The following is a 24,470-nucleotide window of genomic DNA, read 5'->3' as shown; positions in this document are numbered from 1 at the left end:
TTTATCAAGTTTATTCATGTTCACTAGCTTATTTTTGCCTTGGCAATCAGCTGTCTTAAATCTTCAATAGGAACCTGACCTGGTGCTGAGCTTTGACTACCAATAGCGAAAGTAAAAACGGACCCAAATTGCCAGCCAACAACTCTAGAAACAACACCGATGTCCCCCATTGACATCGAGATAATAGGAACATCTAACTGCTGATTCGCCTCCTCTGTACATTGCAGTAAAGTAACTACATCAGAAAAGGATTGAGGCATGGCAGCTAGCTTCGCAAGATTAGCTCCGGCTTTTTGCATGTCAGCAAAGGTTTTAGTGATAAACTCCTTAGGCGGCGTTTGTTGAAAGTTATGATAGGAAACAATGAGCTGAGTACCTGATTGATCAGTGACTTCCTTAAGCTTCTGTAAGTTACTAGCTTTGTTGGAAAGCTCAAAGTCTACAAAATCTACCTTAGCGTCCCTACTAACCGAAATTAATAGTCTGACAACACCATCCTCATCCAAGCTAATTTCCTGTCCACCCTCTCGAACAGAGCGGATAGTAAAAATAATAGGAATCTCTTGTGCTATTAACTTAAGCTCACCAATGATATGTTTGACCTTTTCCACATCAGCTAAATCCGTGAAGAAGTCTGCTCTCCATTCAATGAGGTCTGGCTTTTTACTGACAATCTGCTCACATTCCTTGAGAATGGCTTCCTCCTGACTGCTGATAATCGGAACGACAATTTGCGGGCGTTCATTGATGATGTTTTTTCCATTGATCATAATAGATTTCTGTTGAAGGCTCATGCTTATCTCTCCATTTCCATTCATTTCTCTATGCTGTTTTCTTTTTCCTTCTAAATTTAGCTGTCAGGTTTCCAATTAGCTTCTTAAACAGTGGTGTGTTAGATACAAGCATAAAGATAATAAGTAATGCTAGAACAAGGCTGATCGGTTGTGTAAAGATCGTCTTGATCAGTTGAACAATATCACCTCGTTCAGAAATAACGGCTCTCCTAAAGGAGATATCAATAACCGGTCCAAGAATAATTCCTAGAACCATCGGGCCGACAGGGAATTTATAGACCTTCATAAGTAACCCAAGGATACCGAAGGCAAACATCCAATACACATCGATAATGTTGTGGTTGATCGCATAGGAACCAATCACTGTAATAACCACAATAATAGGAAGTAAAAGCTGCTTTGGTATTGTGACAATCTTAACAAAAATCGAAACGAGAGCCAAGCCAAAGATTAAAATGAAGATGTTGGCTAGAAAGGAGGAACCGACCATCACCCAAAACAGATCCGGCGTTTCCGTCATAAGCATAGGGCCCGGTCTAAGTCCATGAATAAATAAGGCACCAATAATAATCGCTGTAACCGCATCACCAGGAATACCTAAAGTAAGCATAGGAATCATCGCTCCACCAATAGCTGCACTATTTCCCGCCTCTGGGGCAACGGCTCCTTCATAGGCTCCTTTTCCAAAGGGACGCGATGGATTTTTTGTGCTTCGTTTGGCATGATCGTAGGATAATAAAGCGGCAATCTCTCCGCCAACACCCGGTAATGCACCCGTTAATACACCAATAACAGAAACACGTAAGGAAAGAGGGAGTAAATTAAAGAGTAGACGAAACGGCGGAATGATTTTAGAGATGACATTAATCATCTTTCCTTCATCCTTCAGCTTCTTTATCTGATAAAGAACCTCAGAAAGCCCAAATAAGCCTAGCAAAGCAATAATGAAGTTAATTCCACCCATGAGCTGAAGCTGCCCAAACGTAAAGCGGCCACTCCCAGTAACAGGGTCCATTCCCACTAAACCAATAATAACACCGATACCAGCGGCAAAAATCCCTTTAGACATAGAGCCTTTACTTAAGCTTCCAACCAGTAGCAAGCCGAGTGTGGCTAATAAAAAGTAATCCCTAGGAGCAAATTGAATGGCAAAGCTAGCAACAAAAGGGGCAGCTGTAGCAAGAACGATCACCCCTACTATTCCTCCAATAACAGATGCTATAGTAGTTAGCCCAATCGCTAAACCTGCCTCTCCACGCTGTGCCATTGGATATCCGTCAAAGGACGTAGCTAGTGAGGACGGACCTCCAGGAATGTTAACAAGAATCGCTGCTCTTGAGCCCCCGTAAACTCCTCCAAAATAAACACCTAGCATAAGGACAATAGCTGGTAACAGATCCCATGAATACGTAAGTGATAGAAGCAAGGCGGTAGCAAGCGTTACGGATAAGCCCGGAATCGCTCCTATAAAAATACCTGCAACTGTTCCGACAGCAACAAGTAGAAGTAAATCTAAATTGACAAACGGAATGAGCAAATATTCCCAATTCTCCATATATAAAATCTCCTAACTTGAATAAAAATTAATGAACATTTAGTTTGTAACCTTACATGTAGTAGTAATCCTACATTGTCCTTAAGGAAATACAATATGGAAAAGACGAACAAATAAGAAATACATGACCGTCAAACTGACAGCCGATGTAATAATAATGGTCAGCCATTTGACACCCTTAAGCAGCATCATTGTAGCTACAAGATAAAAAAAGGATGCTATGAAAAAAGGAACGAATTGAATTGAAATAATATATAGTAGCATAACTCCTGCAAAAAGAAGAAGCAGGTAGATATCCGATTTACTGAAGTATTCAACAGCTTCGTCATCATCCATTAGATCAGTTTGGCCGCTCTTTACAGGATCTACACTCTGATGGGCTCCCACCTCATGATAGGGTTGTCCTTCATGTTGTTGGTGTCCTTCATATTGTCCGTGTCCTTCATTTTGCGGCTGCTCTTCATGGTGGCTAGCCTGTTCACTGGATTGGCTTTGCGTAGCTTCATTAAGCTGCGAACGGTGCTTACGATAATCTCCAAGCATTGTACCAAAACCACAAATAAGCATAACAAAAGCAGTTAAGGCTGGAATAAAGCTTCCTTCACCAGGATTGGTGACGGAGTGACCTCTCATCGTAAAGGAAAGATAGAGAATAATCACGCTGACGATGATCATGATCAAACCTGTGACGGTGTTCGTTATGTTTTTCTTGAAATATCCTGTCATTGTGATCAGCTCCTAATCAGGTAATATCATCATCTTCCACACTGTGCATAGAGCACAGCCGACTACGCACAGTGGGAAAGGTGTTATAAGTAAAAGTCTACTTTTGGCTAACGATAGAGCTTTACTTATTCCCCAACACGAGGAATATTCAGCTCTTCAGGAGAAACGGTAGCTTCACCAGAATCTTGTAAAATCCAGGCGGTTACCGATTGCCATTGCTTCCAAAACTCTACAGCTTCATCTCCATGAATACCCATCGGGATTGCTCCTAATGAAGCTAATAGATCTTGATATTCTTGATCTTGGTGCGCTTTATCAAAGGCATCAACTAGGTGTTCTTTTACAGCATCAGGTGTATCCTGCTTCACCCAAACACCAAAGAATGGCCCCCAAGGCAAATACTGATTAAATTCTGGATAAATATCACCTAGTGCTGGAACATTTGGAATTTCTTCTAATGGCTCATTATTCACGGCAGCTAGAATCCTAACATCACCTGATCTTTCATATTCAGAAACAGCAGATAATACGGCTACACTAAAATCGATATGTCCACCTAAAAGGGCTGTTAAAGCTGGACCGTCTCCATCAAATGGAACCATGTTAAAGATTAAATCCTTTTCAGCAGAAATCATCGAGCTAATAACGTGTGGAACCCCACCTGGACCAGTAGAACCCATACTTAAATTACCAGGGTTTTCTTCAGCAAATTGAAAGAGATCTTCAACCGTTTCAAACACAGAGTTTGTTGGAACAACGATAACAGGAACCGCTCTTCCCATGATATTAATCGGGTAAAAATCCTCAAAGGATCTTTCAGATATATCTAGAACACCATAGATCGTTGGATTCTCAGCTGCAAATAAAAGAGTTTGCCCATCTGAAGGCTGGTTGTATACATGCTCTGTTGCAATTGCCCCTGTTGCTCCAGTCATATTCGTCACAACAATGGATGCTCCTTCTAAGTGATCTTCAGCTAGGTTGGCAATTCCTCTAGAAAGCGTATCCGTACTGCCTCCACTCCCCCATTGAATGACACCGTTAATGGTTCCTGAAGGCATCTTCGGCTCTCCACTCGCTTGTTCAGAATCTCCTCCATTCCCACAAGCCGCAATGATAGCGGTTACAACAAGTAATAACATGAATAAAGTCAGCTTCTTCTTCAACATCTTTCATTCCCCTTTACAATTTAATGGAAGTCTCTTAAATCACTTCTTGTTTAAAATCAATGACAATCTTCCCAAAATCACCAGTTAAGGCTCTTTCAAAGGCTTTTGTATACTCCTTAAAGGGAATGATGTCAGAAATAACAGGTCTTACATCAAATTCTGGATCTCGCAGATACTCAATGGCTGCTTGGAAATCCTCAGGTACGTCATAGATGATACTCCCATAGATTGTAATCTCACTGCGAACGACGTGGGCTACTGGCAAATTAGCCTCTTCTGTAATCCCGACTAATACTAAAGTTCCACCAGAATCTACGAGCTGGATGCCCTGCTCTACAGATTTTTTCGTACCTGCTGCCTCAATGACAATATCAAACGTTTCTCCCTCGATATCTTCATGCTGGACAGAGCGTACTGCACCAAGCTCTTCTACTAAGTCTAGTTTTTTCGTATTGATATCAATCGCTGTTACATTAGCTCCTAGATGCTTAGCTAAAATTGTAGCAAGCATTCCCTCTGTGCCACAGCCTACAACGGCTACAGACGATCCTTTTGTAACGTTAATCTTTCTAAAGGCATGAATAATCACAGAAAAAGGCTCGATAAGAATAGCTTCCTCATCACTAATGTCATCTGGTACGGGCATAACATATTTGGCTGGGATAATCATCTCCTCTGAAAATCCCCCATTGATGTTAATGCCAAAGGATTTTTTATGCTGACAGATATTTCTTTTTCCACCCAAGCAATACTTGCATTCTCGACAATACGTATTTGGGACGACAATGACCTTTGTCCCTACATCAAGTCCAGATTTTGATCCCGCTTCCGTAATTTTACCGAGAAGCTCATGCCCTGGTCTTATTGGATATATAGCATGCTTAATCTTTCCTTTTAATACACTTAAATCTGAACCACATATTCCACCATACATAATCTCTAGCTTGACTTCATCATCCATCAATGAAGGTACTGTCTCGACACTGCGCATAATCATACTATTTGGTTTTTCAATATGCAACTCTAGCACTATATCCCCACCCATTTATAAGCCTATAAACAGACGTTTCACTTATTATACACGACTGTCATGAAAGCTTGTTTAATAATTTTCTTCTTGTATTTCCCAGACATTCAATTATTCCAATTGTTGTATAATTTTTGCATATGGCTTAGCTCTATGCAAAGTAATTCTTTGCCGATTGTAGGCATCTCCTAGCAAATTCCTCGTAGCCTAGCTCTTTAGCTCTCTTCGAATTTGGAATTTCAAGTGATAACGGAATGTTTGGGAGCCTCTCTACTATCCTTTTTAGATCAATCCCCCCTTCACCAACATACAGTCTTTCCTCCCGTAGAATCCGTATCATCTCTTCCTTAGATTGCGGTGTACCACTTGGTGCGTCACATAGATGAAAATAACGGAACCATTCCTGAGGAACACTGTCTAAGTCCTCAACACTGTCTCCTGATCGATAGAAATGATGGGCATCAACCATTAAACCAGCGTTTTCTTTGTCTACGGCAACAAGAACCTTAAGGGTATCTGCAAGGGTTGTAATACTAGCAATAGGAACAAACTCTAGCTCTACCGTTAAACCGTAAGGCTTGGCTAAATCACAAATCTCTGCAAAACATTCTGTATAGAAGGATTCATCATCCGTCCATATACTGCTTAGCACATGTCGCCCTCCTAGCTCTGCAGCCACTTCAAAGGCAGGAACATATGTTTTCGGATCTAACCCATCATAGATTCTAGCTAATTCAATATCTAATAGTTTTAATTCTGTTTCGGCTAGGGCTGCTTTTGTTTGCTTAAGCAGCTCTTTGTTTTCATGTAAAGTATAGTTAGGTTCACCTGGAAGCCCCATACAAATTGTCCGTAAGCTCACAAAATCATAGCCAGCTTTTGAAGCCAAGTAGATCAGCTCAGGCGGTGAGCATTCTAGGACTGTTAGATGGGCCAGTGAAAATTGTTTGGTCATCTTTTTGCTTTCCTCCTAGGAGTTAATTTTCAAGCTCCGGCTCATAGAAGTCTCCAAAAAGCTCTTGATCGGAGGGCTTATCCTCTTTTATCGGGTGAGATACCCATGTTGTGTTCATGTAGTGCTTGAGATTAATATTTTCAGACACGATATTTCCGCCCCATGTTCCACAGCCAAGGCTTGATGTCATCGGCATTCCATTGTTAAACGCTCCAGCGTTGGCCTTTGATTGCGGCTGACGAACCATAATTCTGCTCACAGGAGCCGCTAACGCAAGACGATGAATATTCTCATCATTACGGGAGTTAATGCCACAGGAATGACCCCTCCCACCTACCTCATAAATGGCTCTCATCATATCTAATGCATTTTCAAATTCTCCTTCATACTTGTACAAGGCCATTAAGGTTGTTAGCTTTTCCCCTGAAAACGGGTATTCCTTGCCAATCTGGTCACCCTGCACCATGATAAACTTGCAATCAGCAGGGATACTGAACCCAGCAGCCTCGGCTAGCTTTTGCGGTGCTAACGCTACCGTTGTAGGTAATCTCTTACCTTCCTCGTCCCACATCACATGGCGAAGCTTTTCCTTTTCCTCTTCTGTTGCTAGGTATCCGCCCTCTTGGATCAATGCCCCTAGCAGCTTGTCATAGATTTTCTCACTAATAATCAGGTTTCCGTCTGCAGAACAGCCTGAGCCAAAGTCTGAGGTTTTGCTCAGCATTGAATTGCGTGCTGCTTCAGCTACATCTGCTGTATCATCAATGATCATGGTCGAGTTTCCTGCTCCTACTCCGTAGGCTGGTGTTCCAGAGCTATACGCACTTTTCACCATGTCCTTCCCACCTGTTGCTAAAACAAGATCTGCCCTTACCATTAGCTCCTTAGTCATCGGTATGTTGACATTGGTTAGGCACTGTAAAATATCGGCTGGTGCTCCCTCACGCTCAAGGGCGTCTCTCATCAGCTGAACCGTTTCAAACGATGTTTTTTTAGACCGTGGATGAGGAGAAAAGATGGCTACATTTCTTGCTTTAATCGCATAGATCGCTGTACCTGCTGGTGTTAAATCTGGATTAGTCGTTGGTACTATTGACCCTATTATTCCGACTGGCTTAGCGTATTTGACGATCCCTTTTTCAGGAAGCTCCTCAATAATTCCTACACTTTTCTGTCTTAAGGCGTCTCTTAAAATTCCTCTTATCTTGAAGCGTTTATTCATCCTGCTTTCTGGATCACCTAAACCGCTTTCTTCAATCCCCATGTCTGTAAGGCGCTTAAAGGTTTGCTTGTTCGCTACCGCCCATGCCACAGCCTGACATAATCGATCGACCTTCTCTTGGTCATACGTTTCAATAATGGCTAATGCCTTCTGAGCACGTTCAAACGCCGTGTCCAGCTCCTGCTTTTGCTCTAGTGTAATTTCCTTTGGTTTGACTGAGTTCTGTGACATATCGTTGCCTCCTTTTGTTGGTACCATTTATAGCTTCTCACTCTCCAACCTTTTCTTGCTTTTCTAGCTTTGGAGCTAACTGAGAAAGTGGACCTGCTCGCAAAATATAGCTGCCACCGTTAAAGCCTACAATCTGCTTAACCTCCTTAGCTACTTCAAGGAGCTTATCAAGGTCGATTCCCGTTTCAATTCCCATTTCATGTACACCATGAACTAGATCCTCTGTCCCGATGTTTCCGCTTGCTCCAGGTATATATGGGCAGCCACCTAACGCTGCTACGGAGCTGTCAAAATGGGTAATGCCCTGCTGCATAGCGGCTACTGCATTAGCAAACGCCAAGCCTCTTGTGTTATGAAAGTGCATAGAGAATGTTACTGTTGGAAAAATCTCGCTGAGTTCTCCAAGCATGTCATACACTAGCTTCGGGTTGGCAGCCCCTGACGAATCAGCCAGTGAAATTTCTTCTACTCCCATACTCACGTATCGCTGTACGATTTGACTGATACGGGAGGTAGGAACCTTTCCTTCAAAGGGACAGCCGAACGCTACCGAAATAGATCCCTTAATCGCTACTCCATGCTTCGTTGCTAGCTCTACGATGGAGAAAAAACCTTTTTGCGCATCCTCCGTTTTAGAGTTCGCGTTGGAGATGCTATGAGAATCTGTGGCAGATAGCATTAGCTTTATCTTCTTAAGTCCTGCATCTATTGCTCTTTGTGCCCCAATTAAGTTAGGAACCAGGGCTTGAAAGTGCATGTTCTCAAGCCCTTGACAAGCCTCAACCACCTCAGCAGCATCTCGAAGCTGCGGGATCGCTTTTGGATGGACGAATGACGTAATCTCCACATAGCGGATACCTGTTGTAGCTAGCTTTTTAACGATGGCGACCTTTTGCTCCGTAGGCAGCCATTGATCCAACGCTTGGAAGCCATCTCTTGGAGCCACCTCACAGATATGAATCGCTTTAGGTAGCTCTAGTTTTTTCAATGTATCTATAAACACATGCCAGGCCCCCTTTTAATTTGTAGCTGCATGGTGAACTTTTTTGTCTGGAGAATAAATGTCCATGATGTTCCAGTGGCCATCTGTCGGTACAGGGTTGTTCAACATAGCCACATCAATGACTACGGGCTTATTAGCCTGAATCGCTTTTTCTAATGCTGGCTTGAATTCAGCAGCACTCGTAATTTTGATCCCCTCTACACCAAAGCCCTTAGCGATGCTTGAAAATTCTGGAGAGTAAGGCTGACCATCCCTTTCAAAAAGCGTTCCTAAAGTAGTCCCATAATGTGCCTTCTGTAGCCCCGCAATCGTTCCATAGGCGTAATTGTTCATGATTACCCAAACCACAGGGATGTTTTCCTCAGCTGCTGTAGCAAGTACAGCTGGATTCTGCCCAAAGCCTCCATCTCCCACAAGAGATACGGCAACTCTATCTGGATAAGCTAGCTTTGCCCCCAGTGCCGCCGCAGGTCCGAAGCCCATAGTAGCTAGGCCCCCTGGTGTTAAAATAGAACCTGGTTCATAGATCGGGAATTGCTGTCCCACACCGTTTTTATTCCAGCCTACATCTGTGGTAATAAAGGCATCCCTCGGTAAAACTTGGCGAACCTCCTCTAGGATTCGCTGAGGCTGCATAGGGAAGGAGTTATCCTCAATATAGGTTTTGTTGTTTTCTTTAAACTGGCTGTGGAAGTCGGCAATCTCTGCTTTAGCTTTTTCATTCTGAATACCGTTAGGCAGTAGCTCCTTAGCCACTCTATTGAGGACAGTTAGCGCTTGCTTCAGATCAGCTACTATTCCAAGCTCAACGGGGTAATTGCGACCTATTTCCGTTGGGTCTATATCAATTTGAATGAGCTTCGTTTCAGGAGCAGTGAACGTAAATTCCTCCTCCCACGAGCTGTTGTCTGCCTCGGCAAATCGTGTTCCTAGAGCTAGAATGTAATCGGCTTCCTTCACCTTCTGATTAATAAACTTTCTGCCCCAGAATCCTGTCATACCTAGTACAAACGGGTTGTCGTCTGGCACAACGCCTTTACCCATTAAGGAGTGAGCTACAGGGATGCTTAGATGATTCACTAGTTCTTCTAGTTCCTTAGCTGCATCTGCTAAAATCACTCCACCACCCACATAGAACACCGGTCTTTCTGCCTCTGTTAGAGTCTGAATGATCTTTCTAGCTGTCTCATCGTCTATGGATGGCTTGTGGAGCTTCTTCGTATGATGCTTCTGTTTTTCAAAATAAGCTGGATCAACCTCTTTAGAAAAGATATCCATTGGCACGGATACTAAGACGGGGCCAGGGTTTCCACTTTCAGCTAGCTGAAAAGCCTTCTCCATAATTTCAGGAAGGAGGTGCGGGCTTTCTACTCGCCATGCTCGTTTCACAAATGGTCTATACACCTCAAATTGTGCACCATCAGCATGCAGATTAATTTCTTGGTGTGGGTGCTTGCCATAGTAATGACTAGGAATATCTCCAGCAATGACGACCATTGGAATGGAGTCTAATGCGGCATTAGCTACACCTGTCGCTGCGTTCGTTAAGCCTGGACCTAGGTGACTTAGTACGACTGCCGTTTCCTTTTTGGCTCTTGCATAGCCATCAGCCATATGAGCTGCGATCTGTTCATGTCTCGTGTTGATGAACTTAATTGAACTGCTTTCTAAAGCAGTGAGTACGGCAATGTTCGTATGGCCACATAAGCCGAAGATGTGCTTTACTCCTCTTTCCTCTAAGTACCTCACTAATTGATGGGAAACCAAGTTTTTCACTGTAAAAATCCTCCTTTACTGTTTCTGGTGATCATGGTAGTCGTAGTGGTGCAGAATGATGTGGTGTCACTTGTTGTATTATGGCGGTATGGTTAGATCGTTCTAATAGGTTTCAAATTTATTAGACACCTTTTCTAATTGCTGTGCCTAGCCTTTTTATTATTTACCTGCTTTTTATTAGATCGTTCCAATAAACTTAACCCCCTATTAAAACCTTTTAACAAGATGTGAAAGTTTAGTTAAGTTAGATCGTTCTAATAAACAATAAAGAATTTTATTAGATCGCTCTAATTAGTAAGGAATTTTGGTTCATTATACTCACAGGATGAAAGCGCTGTCAACAGATTTTTTAGAAAATGTTCAACATTTAAAACAGTTGAATTATAGGATTTGTAAGCTACTTCCCTACTACAAGACCTGACATAAAAGGATTCCCGAGCAACTAAATTAGAACTCAGTACCAGCATACTTTTCCCAAATAAAATATTTAAAATTACAACAAAAAGGATGCTTTTTATTCAGCACCCTTCTCTTTCTCATATTATTTCAATCAGACTAATTACTCTATTCGATCAGAATCGTAAAGCTCCCAGCTATACTTCAAGCTCTCCACAATATAGTCGGCAATGCTTTCTGGTGAGCTATTTTTGACATCAATGTTTGAGTTGCAGATATTATAAATTGGAAGTCGCTCATTGTACAGCTCTTTAATCTCGTCCAAGCTTTTGTTCATAAGAATAGGACGAGTCTTTTTCAGCTTTTCAAAACGCTCTAGCCAGCTCTCCCAATCTAGGTCAATACTCAGAACAATGCAATGCTCAAGGCAAAGCTCTCTAATTTCTTTTTGCAGAAAAGAACCACCGCCTAAGGAGATGACCTTAAGGCTTTGATTGAGGATAATATCACTGATCGTTTGTTTCTCAAGATCTCTAAAATATTTTTCTCCGTGGGTTTCAAATATCTTAGAAATACTCATGCCTTCCTTAGCCTCAATATGCTGGTCAATATCTATAAAATCTCGCATCAATTTCTTCGCTACAAGCTTGCCTACGGTTGTTTTTCCAACACCCATAAAGCCTATAAAAACAATATTTTTCAATCTAAATAAATCATTTTGAACGCTTCTCATTTTACTCACCCGTACTGTTCCATACTTTATTGTGAATTATACCACATTGTGAGTAAGAAAAGGATGTTTATGCTCCGAATACATCACTAGGAATTCCACCATCTGAGTAGTATCGAATAGGCTTCCCTTTTTCTTCTGCATACTTGATCTCTTTTCTTGTACTTTCACCTATGTAGCCATCTACATCAATGACGAAGATTTCATCAGAAAGATCTATTTTTCTGAAATGAATCTCTCCCAATAATTCAGCCTGTTCCTGTGTTATTTCAAATCCTTCACTCTGCTCGAAAAAGGCTACACTCATCACAACATTACCTTGCAGGGTTAGGAAAGCGTTTGTTCTCTCAAACGGCTCCTTAAACTTAGTTGAGCCGCATAATGTGATTACTTTCAATGTCATTCTCCTCCTTTGCCAAGCTATTTATTACCACGCAATCGGCTGCCGGTCTCGAAAGTAGCCACCATTTGGACCATTCTCACTTAGAGTGGCTAGCCACACAGCCGTATCTGCCCCTTCTTCCACCGTGCTTGGCGCGTCTGAGCCTCCCATATCTGTTTGCACACTCCCAGGACAAACTGCATTCACCTTTATATTTGTGCCAGCTACTTCGTGAGCAACTAGTGAAGTCAAAGCATTAAGCATCGTTTTGGAGATTCGATAGGCAGATGATGATCCTTTAATTTGACTTACCAGAGGGTGGTCTTTATAAGGCCCTTGACCACTCATCATTTCAAAGGCTCCCAAGCCTGACGAAAGATTAACAATTCTTCCATACCCCATGTGTTTCATTAACGGAACAACAGTATGAATCATGCGTAACACACCAAAAAAATTGGTTTCAAAAGTCTCCTTAATGATCGTTTCCTCTACATCTAATATGGACACTCCCCTATCAAGAATAATTCCAGCATTATTCACAAGCACATCCAAACGACCATGCTCCTTCTTTACTCGTTGAATCATCTGATCAATGCTTTCCACTTGATTTACATCAACCACTTGTAGATCTATATTTAGTCCATCATTGCTAAGCTCTTCAACAGTCTTCCTCCCTTTTTCCGCATCTCGACATCCAATCAATACATGATACCCTTTAAGAGCTAACTGACGTGAAATTTCTCTTCCAATACCACGATTTCCCCCTGTTACTAAAGCAACCCTTTTATTATCTAAGCTTTCAATTGATTTCATACAATCTCACTCTCCTTTTAGTAAATGACTCACAAATCTAATGATAAACCATCACATTATGTAAAGGTCAAGGTGAGATTAGCAATCTAAAAGAAACTGAAAAATAGTTAGTATGCTATAATATCCTTGCTTCCATATGGAAGCGTAATCCTATCGTAGGGGAACATTACAAAAGGAGGTACTAAAAAGATGGAGAACTATACAGCTGAGCACTTTATACATGAATTAAGCCAGCACAAAAATGAAGCTGATATAGAAAAAATGAAAAAGTTTTTCAAAGGATCGGATAAAAATACTAGGGCTTTAGGATTAAATATGCGAACTGTATTCCAAGTCGCCAAGGAATTCACGGATATGCCATTAGATGAAGTTGAAAAGCTCCTAGAGAGCGATTATTATGAAGTGAGAATGGGTGCCGTAAGTATTATGGATTTCCAGGCCAAGAAAAAAAAGATTACAGATGAGCATAGGAAAGCATTATTTGACTTATACATTCAAAGACATGACCGCATAAACAACTGGGATTTCGTAGATCGCTCTGCCCCTTCAGTCGTTGGAGCCTATCTGCTTGATAAGCCCAAAGATATCTTATATAGGCTGGCACATTCGGAAGATATTTGGGAACGCAGGACCGCTATGGTAAGTACCTACGGTTTTATTAAAAAAGGATTCACGCAAGCCACGTTTGAGATCGCAGAAATACTGGTCAACGATAAGGAAGATCTGATCAACAAAGCAGTGGGTAGTTTTATACGTGAGGCTGGTAAAACAGACGAAGAGGCTCTGAAGCAATTCTTAAATAAACATGCTGCCACTATGCCTAGGATTACATTACGATATGCTATAGAAAAATTTGATAAAAGCACCAAGGACTATTACTTATCCCTTGGTAAAAAATAATGGAAGAAAACTCAGCTAATAACATAAAGATCAAGCATGGTTCAGCAAATGGACCATGCTTCTTTATAGTTTTATAGTGCTGAGCTTACCCCTCCCAAGCGTAATAAACAAACGATACAGTTTCTCCATGCCTATCATACTGTTCTTCTCTTGTTTCTACATACTTAAAACCGCTTTTCTCTAAAACTTTTTGGGAGCCTATATTATTCGTTGTTGTCTTTGCTTCGATCTTTTTAAGTCCTAGCTCACTTGCGTTCTCTACTAATAGCTTTAAAGCATTCTTAGCCAGTCCTTTTCCCGTAAATACTTTTCCGACTCTGTAGCCAACATGTGCTGTACCTTGCGATGTATCAATATCTACTAGGTTCATCCTCCCTAGAATCTGACCTTCGTTATTCTTAATTAAATAAAAGTAGCATAGCCCTTGTTTTTGTTCATCCAGTAACTCCATATTCCTTTGCTTAAAGGTCTGAAAATGATAATAATCATCCCCGCGGCTTGGCACCATTTCCTCAAAATAATCTCTGTTTTCAAGCTCAAAATCATATAATTGTTCCATATCTGCTTCATGTAGCTTCTCTAGTAGAATTTCCATCCTATTTACCACCATTTCAAGATAATTGTTTTCATTAAATAACGAACAAAACTCTTGCATCGACTATTCTGGATTGTAAAGCGGAACGGTCAATAGATCAATGAAAATTAAGAAGATGTGATACTCTGTTTTGGATCTATCTTAGATTGATATGTAAGATCATTTCCCTTTGATACTGCCCTACCCCTGGAATAGCTGGTGTATAAAATTCAATCCAGAGATAATCACTCATATATTCCTTTGACACGATAAATATAGGTCTTCTTATTGTGGGTACAGTTGGACTAAACTCTTTCTTTATATCTCTTTTATCTAATACGTGAGAAGGACTGTTTAATTGTCCATCAACATATTCCTGAAAGGTATTATCCTCGTAGGAAGTAAACACATTGTAAGGAAGATAACCAAAATCACCATATTTTGTTCGATCCACGGAAACAGTGGATGATTCCAAGATAAACAAGAAGCTATTTCTGTAGTCTTTAATAGAATAGTTAGCTTTGTCAGCAGCATTCCATCGCCAGTTTTCCAAATCGACATTATACCTTTGAATAGCTTTATTATCTTCTAAATCCACTACGATAAGCTTATGCATTTCACCCGAGTAGAGTCCGTCTTTCGTTTCTAGTTTATGGGGTCCAGGAGATAGCCCACGTCTTGGATTCTCCACATCGAGATAATCACCCATAACGGTATACATATTCGTGTGATGCCAGGCAAACTCTGCATTCTCCTGAGTTAATTGATCCGCGGGTGTGAGTTGTTGTCCGTTTTTTATCGCAAGAATTCTCTCAATGACAGAAATCGCTTGTGCTCGTGTAGTTAAACCTTCAGGAGCTACACGCCCATTCCCCATTCCATTAACAAGCCCATTTTTTGTAGCCAAATACATGTAGCCAGCATCATTAAATTCCGTTCTTTTGTACAATTTGATACCTGCTGCTTTAACAGCAAGTCTTGCCATCTGCTCTCTTGGAATAGCTTTGCTATACTGTGCTTCTGTAAACTGATTCTCGTATATCCCTGCATCCGTTGCTGCTTTTATGAAGCCATCATACCAAACCTTATTTTGCTCAGGCGCCTCAATTCCTAACGCTCTAACAGCCATTGTTATAAATTCAGCTCTGCTTACACTTCGGTCAGGTTTAAAAGTACTGTCCGCATATCCTTCTACATATCCTTTCTTTACGGCGCTTTGTATCACTGAATAAGCCCAATGAGAACTACTTACATCTATAAAATTTGTATCTTTCCCTACTATTAAGGTACCATCATTGGAACTAGTCTCCTCTATCTCCACCTTCTCCATTGCCAAAGCGGACGGTGATAGCATACTTAAGGTAATTAACGCAGTACTTATTGCAGTTATTATTTTATTCAATTCTCTTCTCTCCCTTGGTCATAACAACGCGATTAGCAGTAAATATTAATATTTTATATTTATTCGACAAAAGGAGACACTTCCCTCTATTATTAAAACTCAACAAACCTAAAACTATATTAACCTTATAGTTAATATTCAATTGGTAGTCAGTTTTATCTGGTTACGTTCCCAAAGGAAATTTTCATATTGGCAGCATAAGTTACTGAAGAATCAATATGAAACTCCTTTTATAGCAAAAGCTCATTCTCGTACTGAATCTCCGCCTCTGTCTGTGTAGCTCCACGTTCAATAAGGATTGTTAGTAAATGCAGCTCTATCCTCGTTAGGTGATTCAGCATAATTACTATCACGAAATAAGTTAAATAATTATCCTTTAAGCCTAACTGACTTAGATACATAGGTATCTTCATGCCTATATTACCATCTTTACCGATACGGGCTGCATCTTTTTCATAGAGTTTTTGAAGAAGTCCTAGCTGAACAATGCTAGATTGATCATATCCGTGCAAGTAAAAACCTGAAGAACTTGAAATCCAATGGGGCTCAAAAGTAATGACTTTACCACCATCCTCAACACAATAGAGCATCTTTTTCAGAATGGCCTTTGGATCGGATACATGTAGTAAAAAGGAATGGCAGATGGCTATATCGTACTTTCTCTCCAAGGACATTTCCTGAATATCTCCTTGTACAAATTCTGTTTCGTAAGGAAGTGCAGCAAATAAATCCTTCGCTTCCTGCAGCAATTTATCTCCTAAGTCGATCCCTGTATACTTTGACCCCTTTGGCAAGAGTGGAAGGAGCTTCAGCCCTAAATATCCATATCCACAGCCAAAGTCAATCACATGTACGGGAGTTTCGATTTTCCATACCATCTTGACTAAAAACTCGATGTAATCATCGTTGTAGTACAATGCTCTTGAATGGCGAAGATATTCAACCTGTGTATCCCAAAAATATTTTGCCATAACATTCACCCTTGGATTGGATTGTCCGAGCCGGTTAGCGAATTAACAAGTCAACCTTTGAAATTACTTCGATCAAAGTCTCCTGCGGTACTTTGCAAATGAATTTAGTTTGTCGGGATTGCCAATCGAGATTCTTAATTTGGTCCGAAAGAATGACTCCTTCAATAGGCAAATTTTGTGGGAGGATTACCTCGAAAGGATATCCTTTGACTCTAGAGGTTACGGGGCAGAATAGGCTTAAGCCCACCTTTCCATTATAAGTGGCAGGTGAGATTACAAGGGCTGGACGCTTACCCGCCTGTTCATACCCCGATTGAGGGTCGAATTGGAGCCATACCAAATCACCGCGATCAGGAACGTATCGATCTACCATGTTTCTCGTCCTTGTGGCTCACCAGTATGAACCTCAGAATGTAGATTGTCAGGTGTTATTTTCGAAAGTAGTTCATCTAGCTTTTTTGTCTTAGGTTTGATAACTAGATGACCATCTTCTACATCAAGGTCAATTTCGGAGCCCTCTTCAAGGCCTACCTTCATAGCTAATGCTTTTGGGATACGAATTCCTAAGCTATTACCCCATTTTTGAATATGCATCATACTATCACCTCACTAAAATTGTTTATACAAAGTATAAACAATTGAGTAAAGGAAGTCAAATATAGATTCATATTCCTTGCTTGGGCATTTTTTTAATAATATTAATCATAGCCTTGAAGGCAGCACTGTGCCCAAATCCGCTCGCTTGATTAATTGTACCTGTAAAGTAAACGTCTCTTTCAGGATTATGGAAAGCGAATGCACCAGACTGTCCCCAAAAGCCTAATACTTCTTTAATTGGATTAAATGGAGAGACAATTCTAGGTGTCCAGAGCTTCTCTAGACCTATACCATAATAGAATTGACCCGGAAAATAGATGAGATTCCACTGCTTCAGTTCTTCCACCTCCTCCTTAGGGAAAAATTGTCCATTAAAGAAGGCTTTCAAAAAAATCATCGTTTCTCTAGCTGTAGATACGATTCCTCCTTCTGGAGCAATGGAAGACATATAATTTGGAAGGTTAATTTTGTTTGACTTATAGTATAAAGATACTGGTCTGGTGTCATTTATGTCTTCATAGACATACGTTTTTGTGAGATGTAATTCATTAAATATATAAGTTTGAAACACCTCTGATACGCTCATACCCGTGATGTTCTCGATAATTTTTCCAAGAAGCTGATAATTTGTATCGGAGTAATTCACCTTACCTTTTTGACCTGGTATAAAGTTCGGCTTTAATTCCCTAATTAAAGCAAGTGTTTCTTCTAGTGTCCAACTCCGATCTATTCCTTTAAAGAGCTCTGTAGCAACTGTTGACCCACCAGGTTGTTTATAAGCAAAATAATCAGGTAGTCCTGATGTATTAGAGATCAAATGTTTAATGGTAAGCTCCTTAGAGTAATCCACCCCATTCAGCATATGAATACCACGTAAAATTTCCTCAGATAGATAGGAGGATATATGATCCTCTAAGTTCAACTTCTTTTCCACCCGTAATTTTAAGACAACTGCTGTAACGTATAGCTTTGTAACACTAGCGATAAAGTATTGGTCCTCATCCTTTATATTGCCAGCTGACCCAATCCAAGAATAATCATCACCATGTTCAACACAAAGCACGGCTCCAAAGTTGTTTCTTTTGTTAATCATTTGGCTTACAGTTTTTTTGAGAAAGCTTTCATCCAATTGTTGACCATTTAATACTTGATTACTCATTATCTAACCCCCTAAAGTTACGAGTAAAGAATACATTCCTGCTATTACTTTATTTCTTACGCAATCGAGTTGCCGTCAAAACATCCTCAGCCATACTATCTAAGATTTCTATCCCTTTTTCTCTATTAAATTCTTTTGGAAGTAATTGATTAGCCACCATAATGGTGAGCCCCATTTGAAAAGCTCTCATCTTAAATAAAATCATGTGGATCTCCTCATCAGTAAATCCTTCAAGGTCCGGATCAGTTTTCATATGAGCGACTAGTTCTGTCCCCATATCTTGATCGTAATCTCCAAGGTACTCATTTGGTTTCATGACAAAATCCCGGAAGAGGTTAGGGTATTCTTCAGCAAATTGTAGACTAGCCATCCCTATGTCTTTAAAGGCATTCCCAGAGTTTTGTTCTTGTAGCATTTGCTGACTTAGCTGCACAATCTTTTTCATCACAGCTTTAATAAGATCTTCCACGTCCGTAAAATTCACGTAAATTGGCGCAATTGAGCTTCCTAATTGTTCAGCTACTTTTCTTATCGTAATGCTTTCCATCCCTTCTGTTTTCGCAATTTCAAACGCTGCTTCTATAATTTGCTCTTCAGAGAACTTTTTCTTGGGTGGCATATATCTATTCACTCCTTGTTATTTCAAATTTGTATGAACTAATTTTCATCTGTAAACAACAATATTTAATATATAACAATTAATATATATCATTTGATATATAACATATATTATACATAAAACTTAACTTTGTAAAGAGGGGTGAAAAGAAAAATGATGGCTTACAAGTAAGTAGCCACCATTTGATGATCCAATATTAATCTATACATTTTGACATTCAATCACTCAAGCTGACTCACCTTTATGATTGAAAAAGCTTATGATCTAACAATAGCTTCGATCTGTCTGCAAGAATGAAATAAGTTGAAGCTGCTAGTAAGTAAGATCTAGCTCATAGCCTGCTGATTGACCATCACCTAGAAAGCCAGCTGGAATTTTAACAATAAAGATAGCTCCTAGCATAATAATTGCAAACAAGGCAGAAACAATGCGTGTTCCAAGTCCAAGAACTAAGGCAAGTCCCCCTATTAATTCAATGACCGCCACCACATAAGCCATAAACCTGGGGATTCCCATGAAGTCAAAGAAGCCTACTGTATTTGAAATTCCATCTAAGAACTTGGATAATCCATGAGTGAACTACCCACCACTTAATGCTAACGCATTTGAAGTGGGGGCTTCCTGTTATAAAAACCAGGAATTTCTTTCAAAGAAGATTGGTCTTACGTTTCCACCTTGTCCTAGTGGACTAGGCAACCCTTATTCTTTGTGGATGGCTCACACATCCATTATCCCTACTTGCCCATGGATGGGCTGGCATCAGCGTTCGCCCAGGACGGGCGGTTCTTAGCTGATGTTCCTCTTTCTTTATCAGTTTGGGAGTACCTTTTTCTTTCAGATACAGTCGCATGATGTTCAACGAACCATTAATGTCGGCATTCATAAGGGTTCCCGTATTCGAGCGGAACAATCCTCGCTTTAGTCGGCGTTTCGGGTTGTATGTGTGTCGATTGATCGGTTCCAAATCTAAGGCACTGACACCGCTTGTGAAACGCTCTTGTTGATAGACCGTTTTTATACCGCGCATGTTAGCCTTATACTTGATCATCTTGGCTAAGCGTTGTATGGGAACTTGAACAAACGTCTTCGCTTGATTCGTTTGTTTGACTCCCTTCATATCCCCAATAACGATGGTCCCTACATCGTATTGTTCAGCTAGCTTGACGATGTACTGGCTCGCTTGATGTAAGGTGTTGGTGATGTAATGATCGCGCTTTATCCGTAGGTGTTGGATTTGTTTGGTGGGTTTGAATGCTTGATGGGCCACTTGCTTCATCCGAATGCTTTGACATCTAGCGATTTCTTTGTTGACATACCCGTTCACCGCCTTTAAGGATTTGCCACAGATCACGTAGTTATCGGTGTGGTGAGAGAAGGTAATAGCCGCTAGGTTGTCTAAGCCTAGATCAATGGCCATCACATGGAGAGAGGTTTTCGGTTTCGCTTCATCCACTTTATAGATGATGAGGAAGACCCAGTGCTTTTTTCTTAGACAAAACTGAATCCTTATCTGCTGAATGGTGGCATGGTGAGGGAGGGGAAATGCTTTCGGGATTTCCACTTCTAGACTGTTAACCTCAAACTGCTTTTGCATCATCTTGGATAAGGAGAGGTGGAGCTGTTTTTCTCTCTGGCGAATCGCCAGATTCGTGAAGATGATTTCGTTTTTTCGCTTCTGTATATGTTTATATTTTGGTGGGGCAGGCTTCCCCTTGTACTTGCTTGGATACGTGATGTAATCCTGCTGGGCTTTGAAGTAGCTCTTCCAGTTTTGTTCTACCATTTTTAGACATTGTTGATACGTATGAGAATGAAGGTAGGCGTTATGCCAATTTGATTTTAGTTCCTTTTCCAACGTGACATAGTTTTTGTATTCTTTCTCTCTACATTAGTAGTTGGCGATGTTGTACAACTTGGTGGTGTGAAAAGATAGTTCTTCGATGATGGACCTTTGTTGATCATCTAGTTTCGGATAGTATTTGGCAACTAGTCTCATTTACTTTCACCTCCTTTTCATAGGAATGTTTGTTCTTATTTATAGTACCACATATTTATAGGATCTTATAGCAAAAAAAGCGATTCATCTCCCACCTAAAGTTTACTTTTGAGGAGGCAGTATTCTCGCTTGGTATGATAAAAAAGGTAAGACCTAATCTGCTCTTAATACTAGTATTCCAATTTCGTTTTTGTTCATCTGATTCTCTCCTTTTCGATTTAATTTACTTCTGTAACACTATGTATTATAACATACTTTTTTATAGTAACTATATTTTATTTTGTTAAAAATTTGTGTATATAAAAATAACCACCTCATCTATTAATGAGTATGGCCACTTTTACAGCATATTTTACTCTATTACTGTCACCAAGGGTCTCAACTTTTCATTATTTATATATAGTAGTATAATAAGGATATTATAAGACTACTATATTACTACAGAAAGTGGTGAATAGCCGGATGATTATAAAACCATCTGCAGTAATTCGTAAAAATTACAATGAAATTTCAGAAATTTGTAAGGAATCAGGTGAGCCCGTTTATCTTACCAAAAACGGTGAGGGTGACCTTGTTGTTATGGATATTGAAGCCTTTACGAAAAGGGAGAGTATGCTCCGCCTAAGAGAAAATCTAATTGTTGCAGAGGAAGGAAGAATGAACGGAAAGCCCGGTTATTCCATTGACGATGTGTCATCCTTGATGAAGGCAGCTGTCCAGGAGGTACTGGATGGGAAAAGAAAGTAAGCAGTATGAAGTAATCATATCCGATGAGGCTACTCAGATGTTAGTGTCTCATGCTCGCTTTCTTGCCCAAGTCAGTGATGCTGCTGCCATGGACTTAATTCAAGCTTTTCAAGAAAAAGCTCTGTCCTTATCACGCTTCCCCGAAAGAAATTCTTGGCTGACTGATCCACAAATTCCAGTGGGGAAGTACCGAAAACTTCTTCTAAAAAAGCGTTATTTGCTTATTTATCAAATCAAAGGAACGATTGTATATGTTGATGCAGTCGTAGATACACGTCAGGATTATGGCTGGTTGCTTTAGTTTTGTTCTATTAAATACAGTCATGAAAACCAGAGTCATAAATGTAATTTAATCCTGTTTTTTCATCACGCGCTTGTCATATCTTGAACATTTGATATAGAACTCGGTCAAACATCCGATCGGATAAAATTTTTCGCATGAATAATACAGGTCTGGCATTACCAGCCACATATCTTGTTTTTGGTTTTTTCGTGTGAATTGCCTTTGAAACCAGTTGGGCAATCCGATCAGGAGAATAAAGAGTACTCGACTTTTCCATCTGCTTAAGTGTTTCTACAAAAGCTGTGGCCAACTTACCGTATGCCGTATTCCCAGATGTTTTCTGCACATGCTCCAGTACAACCCCTGACCACTCACTTTCAGTAGCCCCTGGCTCAATAATAATAACGTCAATACCGAATGGCTTGACCTCCACGCGGAGACAATCGGAGTACCCTTCAAGCGCATGTTTTGCAGCATGATACCAGGCACCAAGCAGTGTATAAACTTTGCCCCCTGCAGATGAAGTATTGATGATCTTTCCTGATTTTTGTTTTCTCATATAAGGTAGAACCAGCTGTGTCAAACGACTTAATCCAAAAAGATTTACTTCAAATTGGCGCCTTGCTTCCTCCAGCGGTACATCTTCAACTGCACCATAGGAACCGTACCCCGCGTTATTGAATAACACGTCAATTCTTCCCTGCTCCTTTATGATTTGGTCTACACCATTTTTCATAGATAATTCATCAGTTACATCCATACTGATGATACGAGCACCCTTGGATTCAATATCCTTCATATGTTCAACTCGTCTTGCAGCTCCATACACAATAAACCCTTCATTTAAGAGTAAGTTTACCGTAGCTTTACCAATACCTGCTGATGCGCCAGTGATTAGAACAACCTTTTGTTTATTTAAACTCATTGTATATTCCTCCTCCTCTTAAGTAACGTGACGTCACGTTACTTAAATCATATTATAGATGCATACTTATGTTTTCGCAAGACTAATGTGCTATAATTTTTTACGAAAGGAGATATGCAAGATGGAATTTGACCGTGTAAGAAATGCTGAGCAACGAAAGATTCGAGTAGAGCAAATTAAAAATGCGGCGATAAAGCTTTTTGATACAGAGCAGTTTCATGAAATAGACTTAGCTAAAATCGCTAAAGAAACAACCTTTACTCGCGGAAATTTATATAAATATATCTCTTCAAAGGAAGAAATTTATCTTCTGGTGGCTCTGGATGAATTTGACGGTATGCTTTATGATATTAAGCAAACCTTTGTTACTGAAATGACTCACGACATCCCAGCTTTTGCACGTCAATGGGCAGAAGCTTTAGATCGACACCCACGTTTCTTAAAGCTTATTTCCATGCTCTTCACCATGATTGAGAGAAATGTTACTCTCGAAAGACTGGTAGATTTTAAAAAACAATATCTTGGGGTAATGAACGAGTTAAGTGGTGTAATGAAAATGGTTTTCCCTGCATGGGACGATAAAACGATTAATAAATTCCTTCAACTACAATCCCATTATGTAATTGGGTTATTCCCTTATACATCCCCTGCACCCATTCAAAAAGAAGCCATGGAGCAATCTGGAATCCATTATGAACCTATTCAGTTTGTTGACCAAGTTGCTGAATTTGTTGCTTATACGGTTAGCTACTTAGATCCTACACTGAAAGCAAACAAATAAATTTACTGCCTCTATAAAATATTTCAAGGCTGCCATTGGCAGCCTTTTTATGTGTCATATGAAAATAAAACCTTTCCGCACCAAGAAACTATCGGTTGTTTCCCATAGATGAAACCAACTAAGTAGCATACCACAGCATCTTATCACTAAATATGCTTTTGAAGCTTAACATTACATTCTGATGTTGTAGCAGTGACGTACTCCGTATAGTTTACAGAACCTTTAAAGTTCAAGTAAGCTTCATAACGCAATCCGATTGCTGGTAAAGTAATCAAGTTCAGAACATCTCCTTTTGAAACCCATCTGCATTCACTCGATTCTTCAGTCGATGTAGCTAGCTCTCCACCCACAGCTCTGCACACAAAATCAAACATTACTTTCGTAGGCACATCCGTCACACCGTCATACCACTTATGGATCGCAGTATTGGAAATAACACTAATTAAATGGCTAACTTCCGCATCTATCCCACTTTCCTCTTTGATTTCACGAATCACCCCATCAATAAGGTTTTCTCCAACTTCTATAATTCCACCAGGATACACCCATCCATCGTCATGGGCTTTTACTAATAGGATATTTCCATCTCCATCTTCTACAATTCCTCCTGCAGATACGATATGTGTCGGGAATGCCATTACAAAACCTCCATTTCATCAGATTATCTTCTTTTTCTATGTTTTCCCTGTAATTTCCTTCCTTAAAAATGATTCTAGCGATTTTTTGTACATATATCA

General features: G+C 40.2%; 25 protein-coding genes and 2 pseudogenes. 4 read left to right on the top strand and 23 right to left on the bottom strand.

Translation table 11 applies throughout. From position 1 onward, the window contains the following. Window positions 1-23: 23 nt before the first annotated feature. The 12 genes from aroD to J2S11_RS14150 all read right to left on the bottom strand — a co-directional run bounded on the left by aroD (window position 24) and on the right by J2S11_RS14150 (window position 12,779). Window positions 24-794 (bottom strand): type I 3-dehydroquinate dehydratase, encoded by a 771-nt coding sequence (gene aroD, locus J2S11_RS14205; RefSeq protein ID WP_307395651.1) that lies wholly within the window; start codon window positions 792-794, stop codon window positions 24-26. Between the two features lie 28 nt (window positions 795-822). Further along, window positions 823-2,349, bottom strand: a complete 1,527-nt coding sequence (locus J2S11_RS14200; protein WP_307395649.1) for a tripartite tricarboxylate transporter permease — start codon at window positions 2,347-2,349, stop codon at window positions 823-825. 81 nt (window positions 2,350-2,430) lie between these two features. After that, complete coding sequence (locus J2S11_RS14195) at window positions 2,431-3,075, bottom strand: tripartite tricarboxylate transporter TctB family protein (RefSeq protein ID WP_307395647.1); 645 nt, start codon at window positions 3,073-3,075, stop codon at window positions 2,431-2,433. Window positions 3,076-3,200: 125 nt separating this feature from the next. Then, on the bottom strand, window positions 3,201-4,244 hold the full coding sequence (locus J2S11_RS14190; RefSeq protein ID WP_307395645.1) for a Bug family tripartite tricarboxylate transporter substrate binding protein: 1,044 nt from the start codon (window positions 4,242-4,244) through the stop codon (window positions 3,201-3,203). A 34-nt stretch (window positions 4,245-4,278) separates the two neighbouring features. Beyond that, window positions 4,279-5,274: a zinc-dependent alcohol dehydrogenase gene (locus J2S11_RS14185; protein ID WP_307395643.1), complete on the bottom strand. Its 996-nt coding sequence runs from the start codon at window positions 5,272-5,274 to the stop codon at window positions 4,279-4,281. 148 nt (window positions 5,275-5,422) lie between these two features. Continuing rightward, on the bottom strand, window positions 5,423-6,226 hold the full coding sequence (locus J2S11_RS14180; RefSeq protein ID WP_307395641.1) for a sugar phosphate isomerase/epimerase family protein: 804 nt from the start codon (window positions 6,224-6,226) through the stop codon (window positions 5,423-5,425). A 22-nt stretch (window positions 6,227-6,248) separates the two neighbouring features. Further along, entirely contained in the window at window positions 6,249-7,679 is a 1,431-nt protein-coding gene (locus tag J2S11_RS14175) for an aldehyde dehydrogenase family protein (protein ID WP_307395639.1), read from the bottom strand. 37 nt (window positions 7,680-7,716) lie between these two features. Then, window positions 7,717-8,682: a hydroxymethylglutaryl-CoA lyase gene (locus tag J2S11_RS14170; protein WP_307395638.1), complete on the bottom strand. Its 966-nt coding sequence runs from the start codon at window positions 8,680-8,682 to the stop codon at window positions 7,717-7,719. 15 nt (window positions 8,683-8,697) lie between these two features. Beyond that, the gene (locus J2S11_RS14165; RefSeq protein ID WP_307395636.1) at window positions 8,698-10,458 is read right to left on the bottom strand and encodes a thiamine pyrophosphate-binding protein; all 1,761 of its coding nucleotides are present in this window, start codon (window positions 10,456-10,458) and stop codon (window positions 8,698-8,700) included. Between the two features lie 559 nt (window positions 10,459-11,017). Next, window positions 11,018-11,587, bottom strand: a complete 570-nt coding sequence (locus J2S11_RS14160) for a shikimate kinase (protein WP_307395634.1) — start codon at window positions 11,585-11,587, stop codon at window positions 11,018-11,020. A 67-nt stretch (window positions 11,588-11,654) separates the two neighbouring features. Then, entirely contained in the window at window positions 11,655-11,981 is a 327-nt protein-coding gene (locus J2S11_RS14155) for a hypothetical protein (RefSeq protein ID WP_307395632.1), read from the bottom strand. A 30-nt stretch (window positions 11,982-12,011) separates the two neighbouring features. Further along, on the bottom strand, window positions 12,012-12,779 hold the full coding sequence (locus J2S11_RS14150; RefSeq protein WP_307395630.1) for an SDR family oxidoreductase: 768 nt from the start codon (window positions 12,777-12,779) through the stop codon (window positions 12,012-12,014). Between the two features lie 189 nt (window positions 12,780-12,968). Between J2S11_RS14150 and J2S11_RS14145 the strand changes: the two genes are divergently transcribed. After that, window positions 12,969-13,679, top strand: a complete 711-nt coding sequence (locus J2S11_RS14145) for a DNA alkylation repair protein (protein ID WP_307395628.1) — start codon at window positions 12,969-12,971, stop codon at window positions 13,677-13,679. An 85-nt stretch (window positions 13,680-13,764) separates the two neighbouring features. On the opposite strand, the gene J2S11_RS14140 is transcribed toward J2S11_RS14145, so the two are convergent. From J2S11_RS14140 to J2S11_RS14100, 9 genes and pseudogenes are all read right to left on the bottom strand, one after another. Next, entirely contained in the window at window positions 13,765-14,274 is a 510-nt protein-coding gene (locus tag J2S11_RS14140) for a GNAT family N-acetyltransferase (protein WP_307395626.1), read from the bottom strand. Window positions 14,275-14,410: 136 nt separating this feature from the next. Continuing rightward, a complete protein-coding gene (locus J2S11_RS14135) occupies window positions 14,411-15,655 on the bottom strand; it encodes an S-layer homology domain-containing protein (RefSeq protein ID WP_307395625.1) in 1,245 nt (414 codons plus the stop codon). A 155-nt stretch (window positions 15,656-15,810) separates the two neighbouring features. Continuing rightward, a pseudogene (locus J2S11_RS14130) lies at window positions 15,811-16,626 on the bottom strand (methyltransferase domain-containing protein). A 34-nt stretch (window positions 16,627-16,660) separates the two neighbouring features. Then, entirely contained in the window at window positions 16,661-16,999 is a 339-nt protein-coding gene (mazF, locus tag J2S11_RS14125; RefSeq protein WP_307395623.1) for an endoribonuclease MazF, read from the bottom strand. Continuing rightward, window positions 16,993-17,223 (bottom strand): AbrB/MazE/SpoVT family DNA-binding domain-containing protein, encoded by a 231-nt coding sequence (locus tag J2S11_RS14120; protein ID WP_307395620.1) that lies wholly within the window; start codon window positions 17,221-17,223, stop codon window positions 16,993-16,995. The genes mazF and J2S11_RS14120 overlap by 7 nt, the downstream gene beginning before the upstream one ends. A gap of 67 nt (window positions 17,224-17,290) precedes the next feature. Continuing rightward, window positions 17,291-18,382 carry a serine hydrolase domain-containing protein gene (locus tag J2S11_RS14115; RefSeq protein ID WP_307395618.1) on the bottom strand — a complete coding sequence of 364 codons (1,092 nt, stop codon included), beginning with the start codon at window positions 18,380-18,382 and terminating at the stop codon, window positions 17,291-17,293. Between the two features lie 49 nt (window positions 18,383-18,431). Then, complete coding sequence (locus J2S11_RS14110) at window positions 18,432-19,001, bottom strand: TetR/AcrR family transcriptional regulator (protein ID WP_307395616.1); 570 nt, start codon at window positions 18,999-19,001, stop codon at window positions 18,432-18,434. A gap of 312 nt (window positions 19,002-19,313) precedes the next feature. After that, window positions 19,314-19,547 carry a DoxX family protein gene (locus J2S11_RS14105; protein ID WP_343834674.1) on the bottom strand — a complete coding sequence of 78 codons (234 nt, stop codon included), beginning with the start codon at window positions 19,545-19,547 and terminating at the stop codon, window positions 19,314-19,316. A 142-nt stretch (window positions 19,548-19,689) separates the two neighbouring features. Beyond that, window positions 19,690-20,865, bottom strand: a pseudogene (locus J2S11_RS14100) (RNA-guided endonuclease InsQ/TnpB family protein); the annotation flags it as partial. 594 nt (window positions 20,866-21,459) lie between these two features. Between J2S11_RS14100 and J2S11_RS14095 the strand changes: the two are divergent. Both J2S11_RS14095 and J2S11_RS14090 read left to right on the top strand, forming a co-directional pair. Beyond that, on the top strand, window positions 21,460-21,744 hold the full coding sequence (locus tag J2S11_RS14095) for a type II toxin-antitoxin system Phd/YefM family antitoxin (protein ID WP_307395612.1): 285 nt from the start codon (window positions 21,460-21,462) through the stop codon (window positions 21,742-21,744). Continuing rightward, a complete protein-coding gene (locus J2S11_RS14090) occupies window positions 21,728-22,045 on the top strand; it encodes a type II toxin-antitoxin system RelE/ParE family toxin (RefSeq protein WP_307395611.1) in 318 nt (105 codons plus the stop codon). The genes J2S11_RS14095 and J2S11_RS14090 overlap by 17 nt, the downstream gene beginning before the upstream one ends. A 76-nt stretch (window positions 22,046-22,121) precedes the next feature. On the opposite strand, the gene J2S11_RS14085 is transcribed toward J2S11_RS14090, so the two are convergent. Next, entirely contained in the window at window positions 22,122-22,952 is an 831-nt protein-coding gene (locus tag J2S11_RS14085) for an oxidoreductase (RefSeq protein ID WP_307395608.1), read from the bottom strand. A gap of 121 nt (window positions 22,953-23,073) precedes the next feature. Here J2S11_RS14085 and J2S11_RS14080 point away from each other — a divergent pair, with 121 nt between their 5' ends. Continuing rightward, complete coding sequence (locus J2S11_RS14080; protein WP_307395606.1) at window positions 23,074-23,733, top strand: TetR/AcrR family transcriptional regulator; 660 nt, start codon at window positions 23,074-23,076, stop codon at window positions 23,731-23,733. Window positions 23,734-23,879: 146 nt separating this feature from the next. On the opposite strand, the gene J2S11_RS14075 is transcribed toward J2S11_RS14080, so the two are convergent. Next, complete coding sequence (locus tag J2S11_RS14075; protein ID WP_307395604.1) at window positions 23,880-24,371, bottom strand: NUDIX hydrolase; 492 nt, start codon at window positions 24,369-24,371, stop codon at window positions 23,880-23,882. Window positions 24,372-24,470: the final 99 nt, after the last annotated feature.

The organism is Bacillus horti (assembly GCF_030813115.1).
GTDB classification, from domain to species: domain Bacteria; phylum Bacillota; class Bacilli; order Caldalkalibacillales; family JCM-10596; genus Bacillus_CH; species Bacillus_CH horti.
Note: the sequence above shows the minus strand (reverse complement) of the source record. Positions and strands in the feature narration are given on the sequence as shown.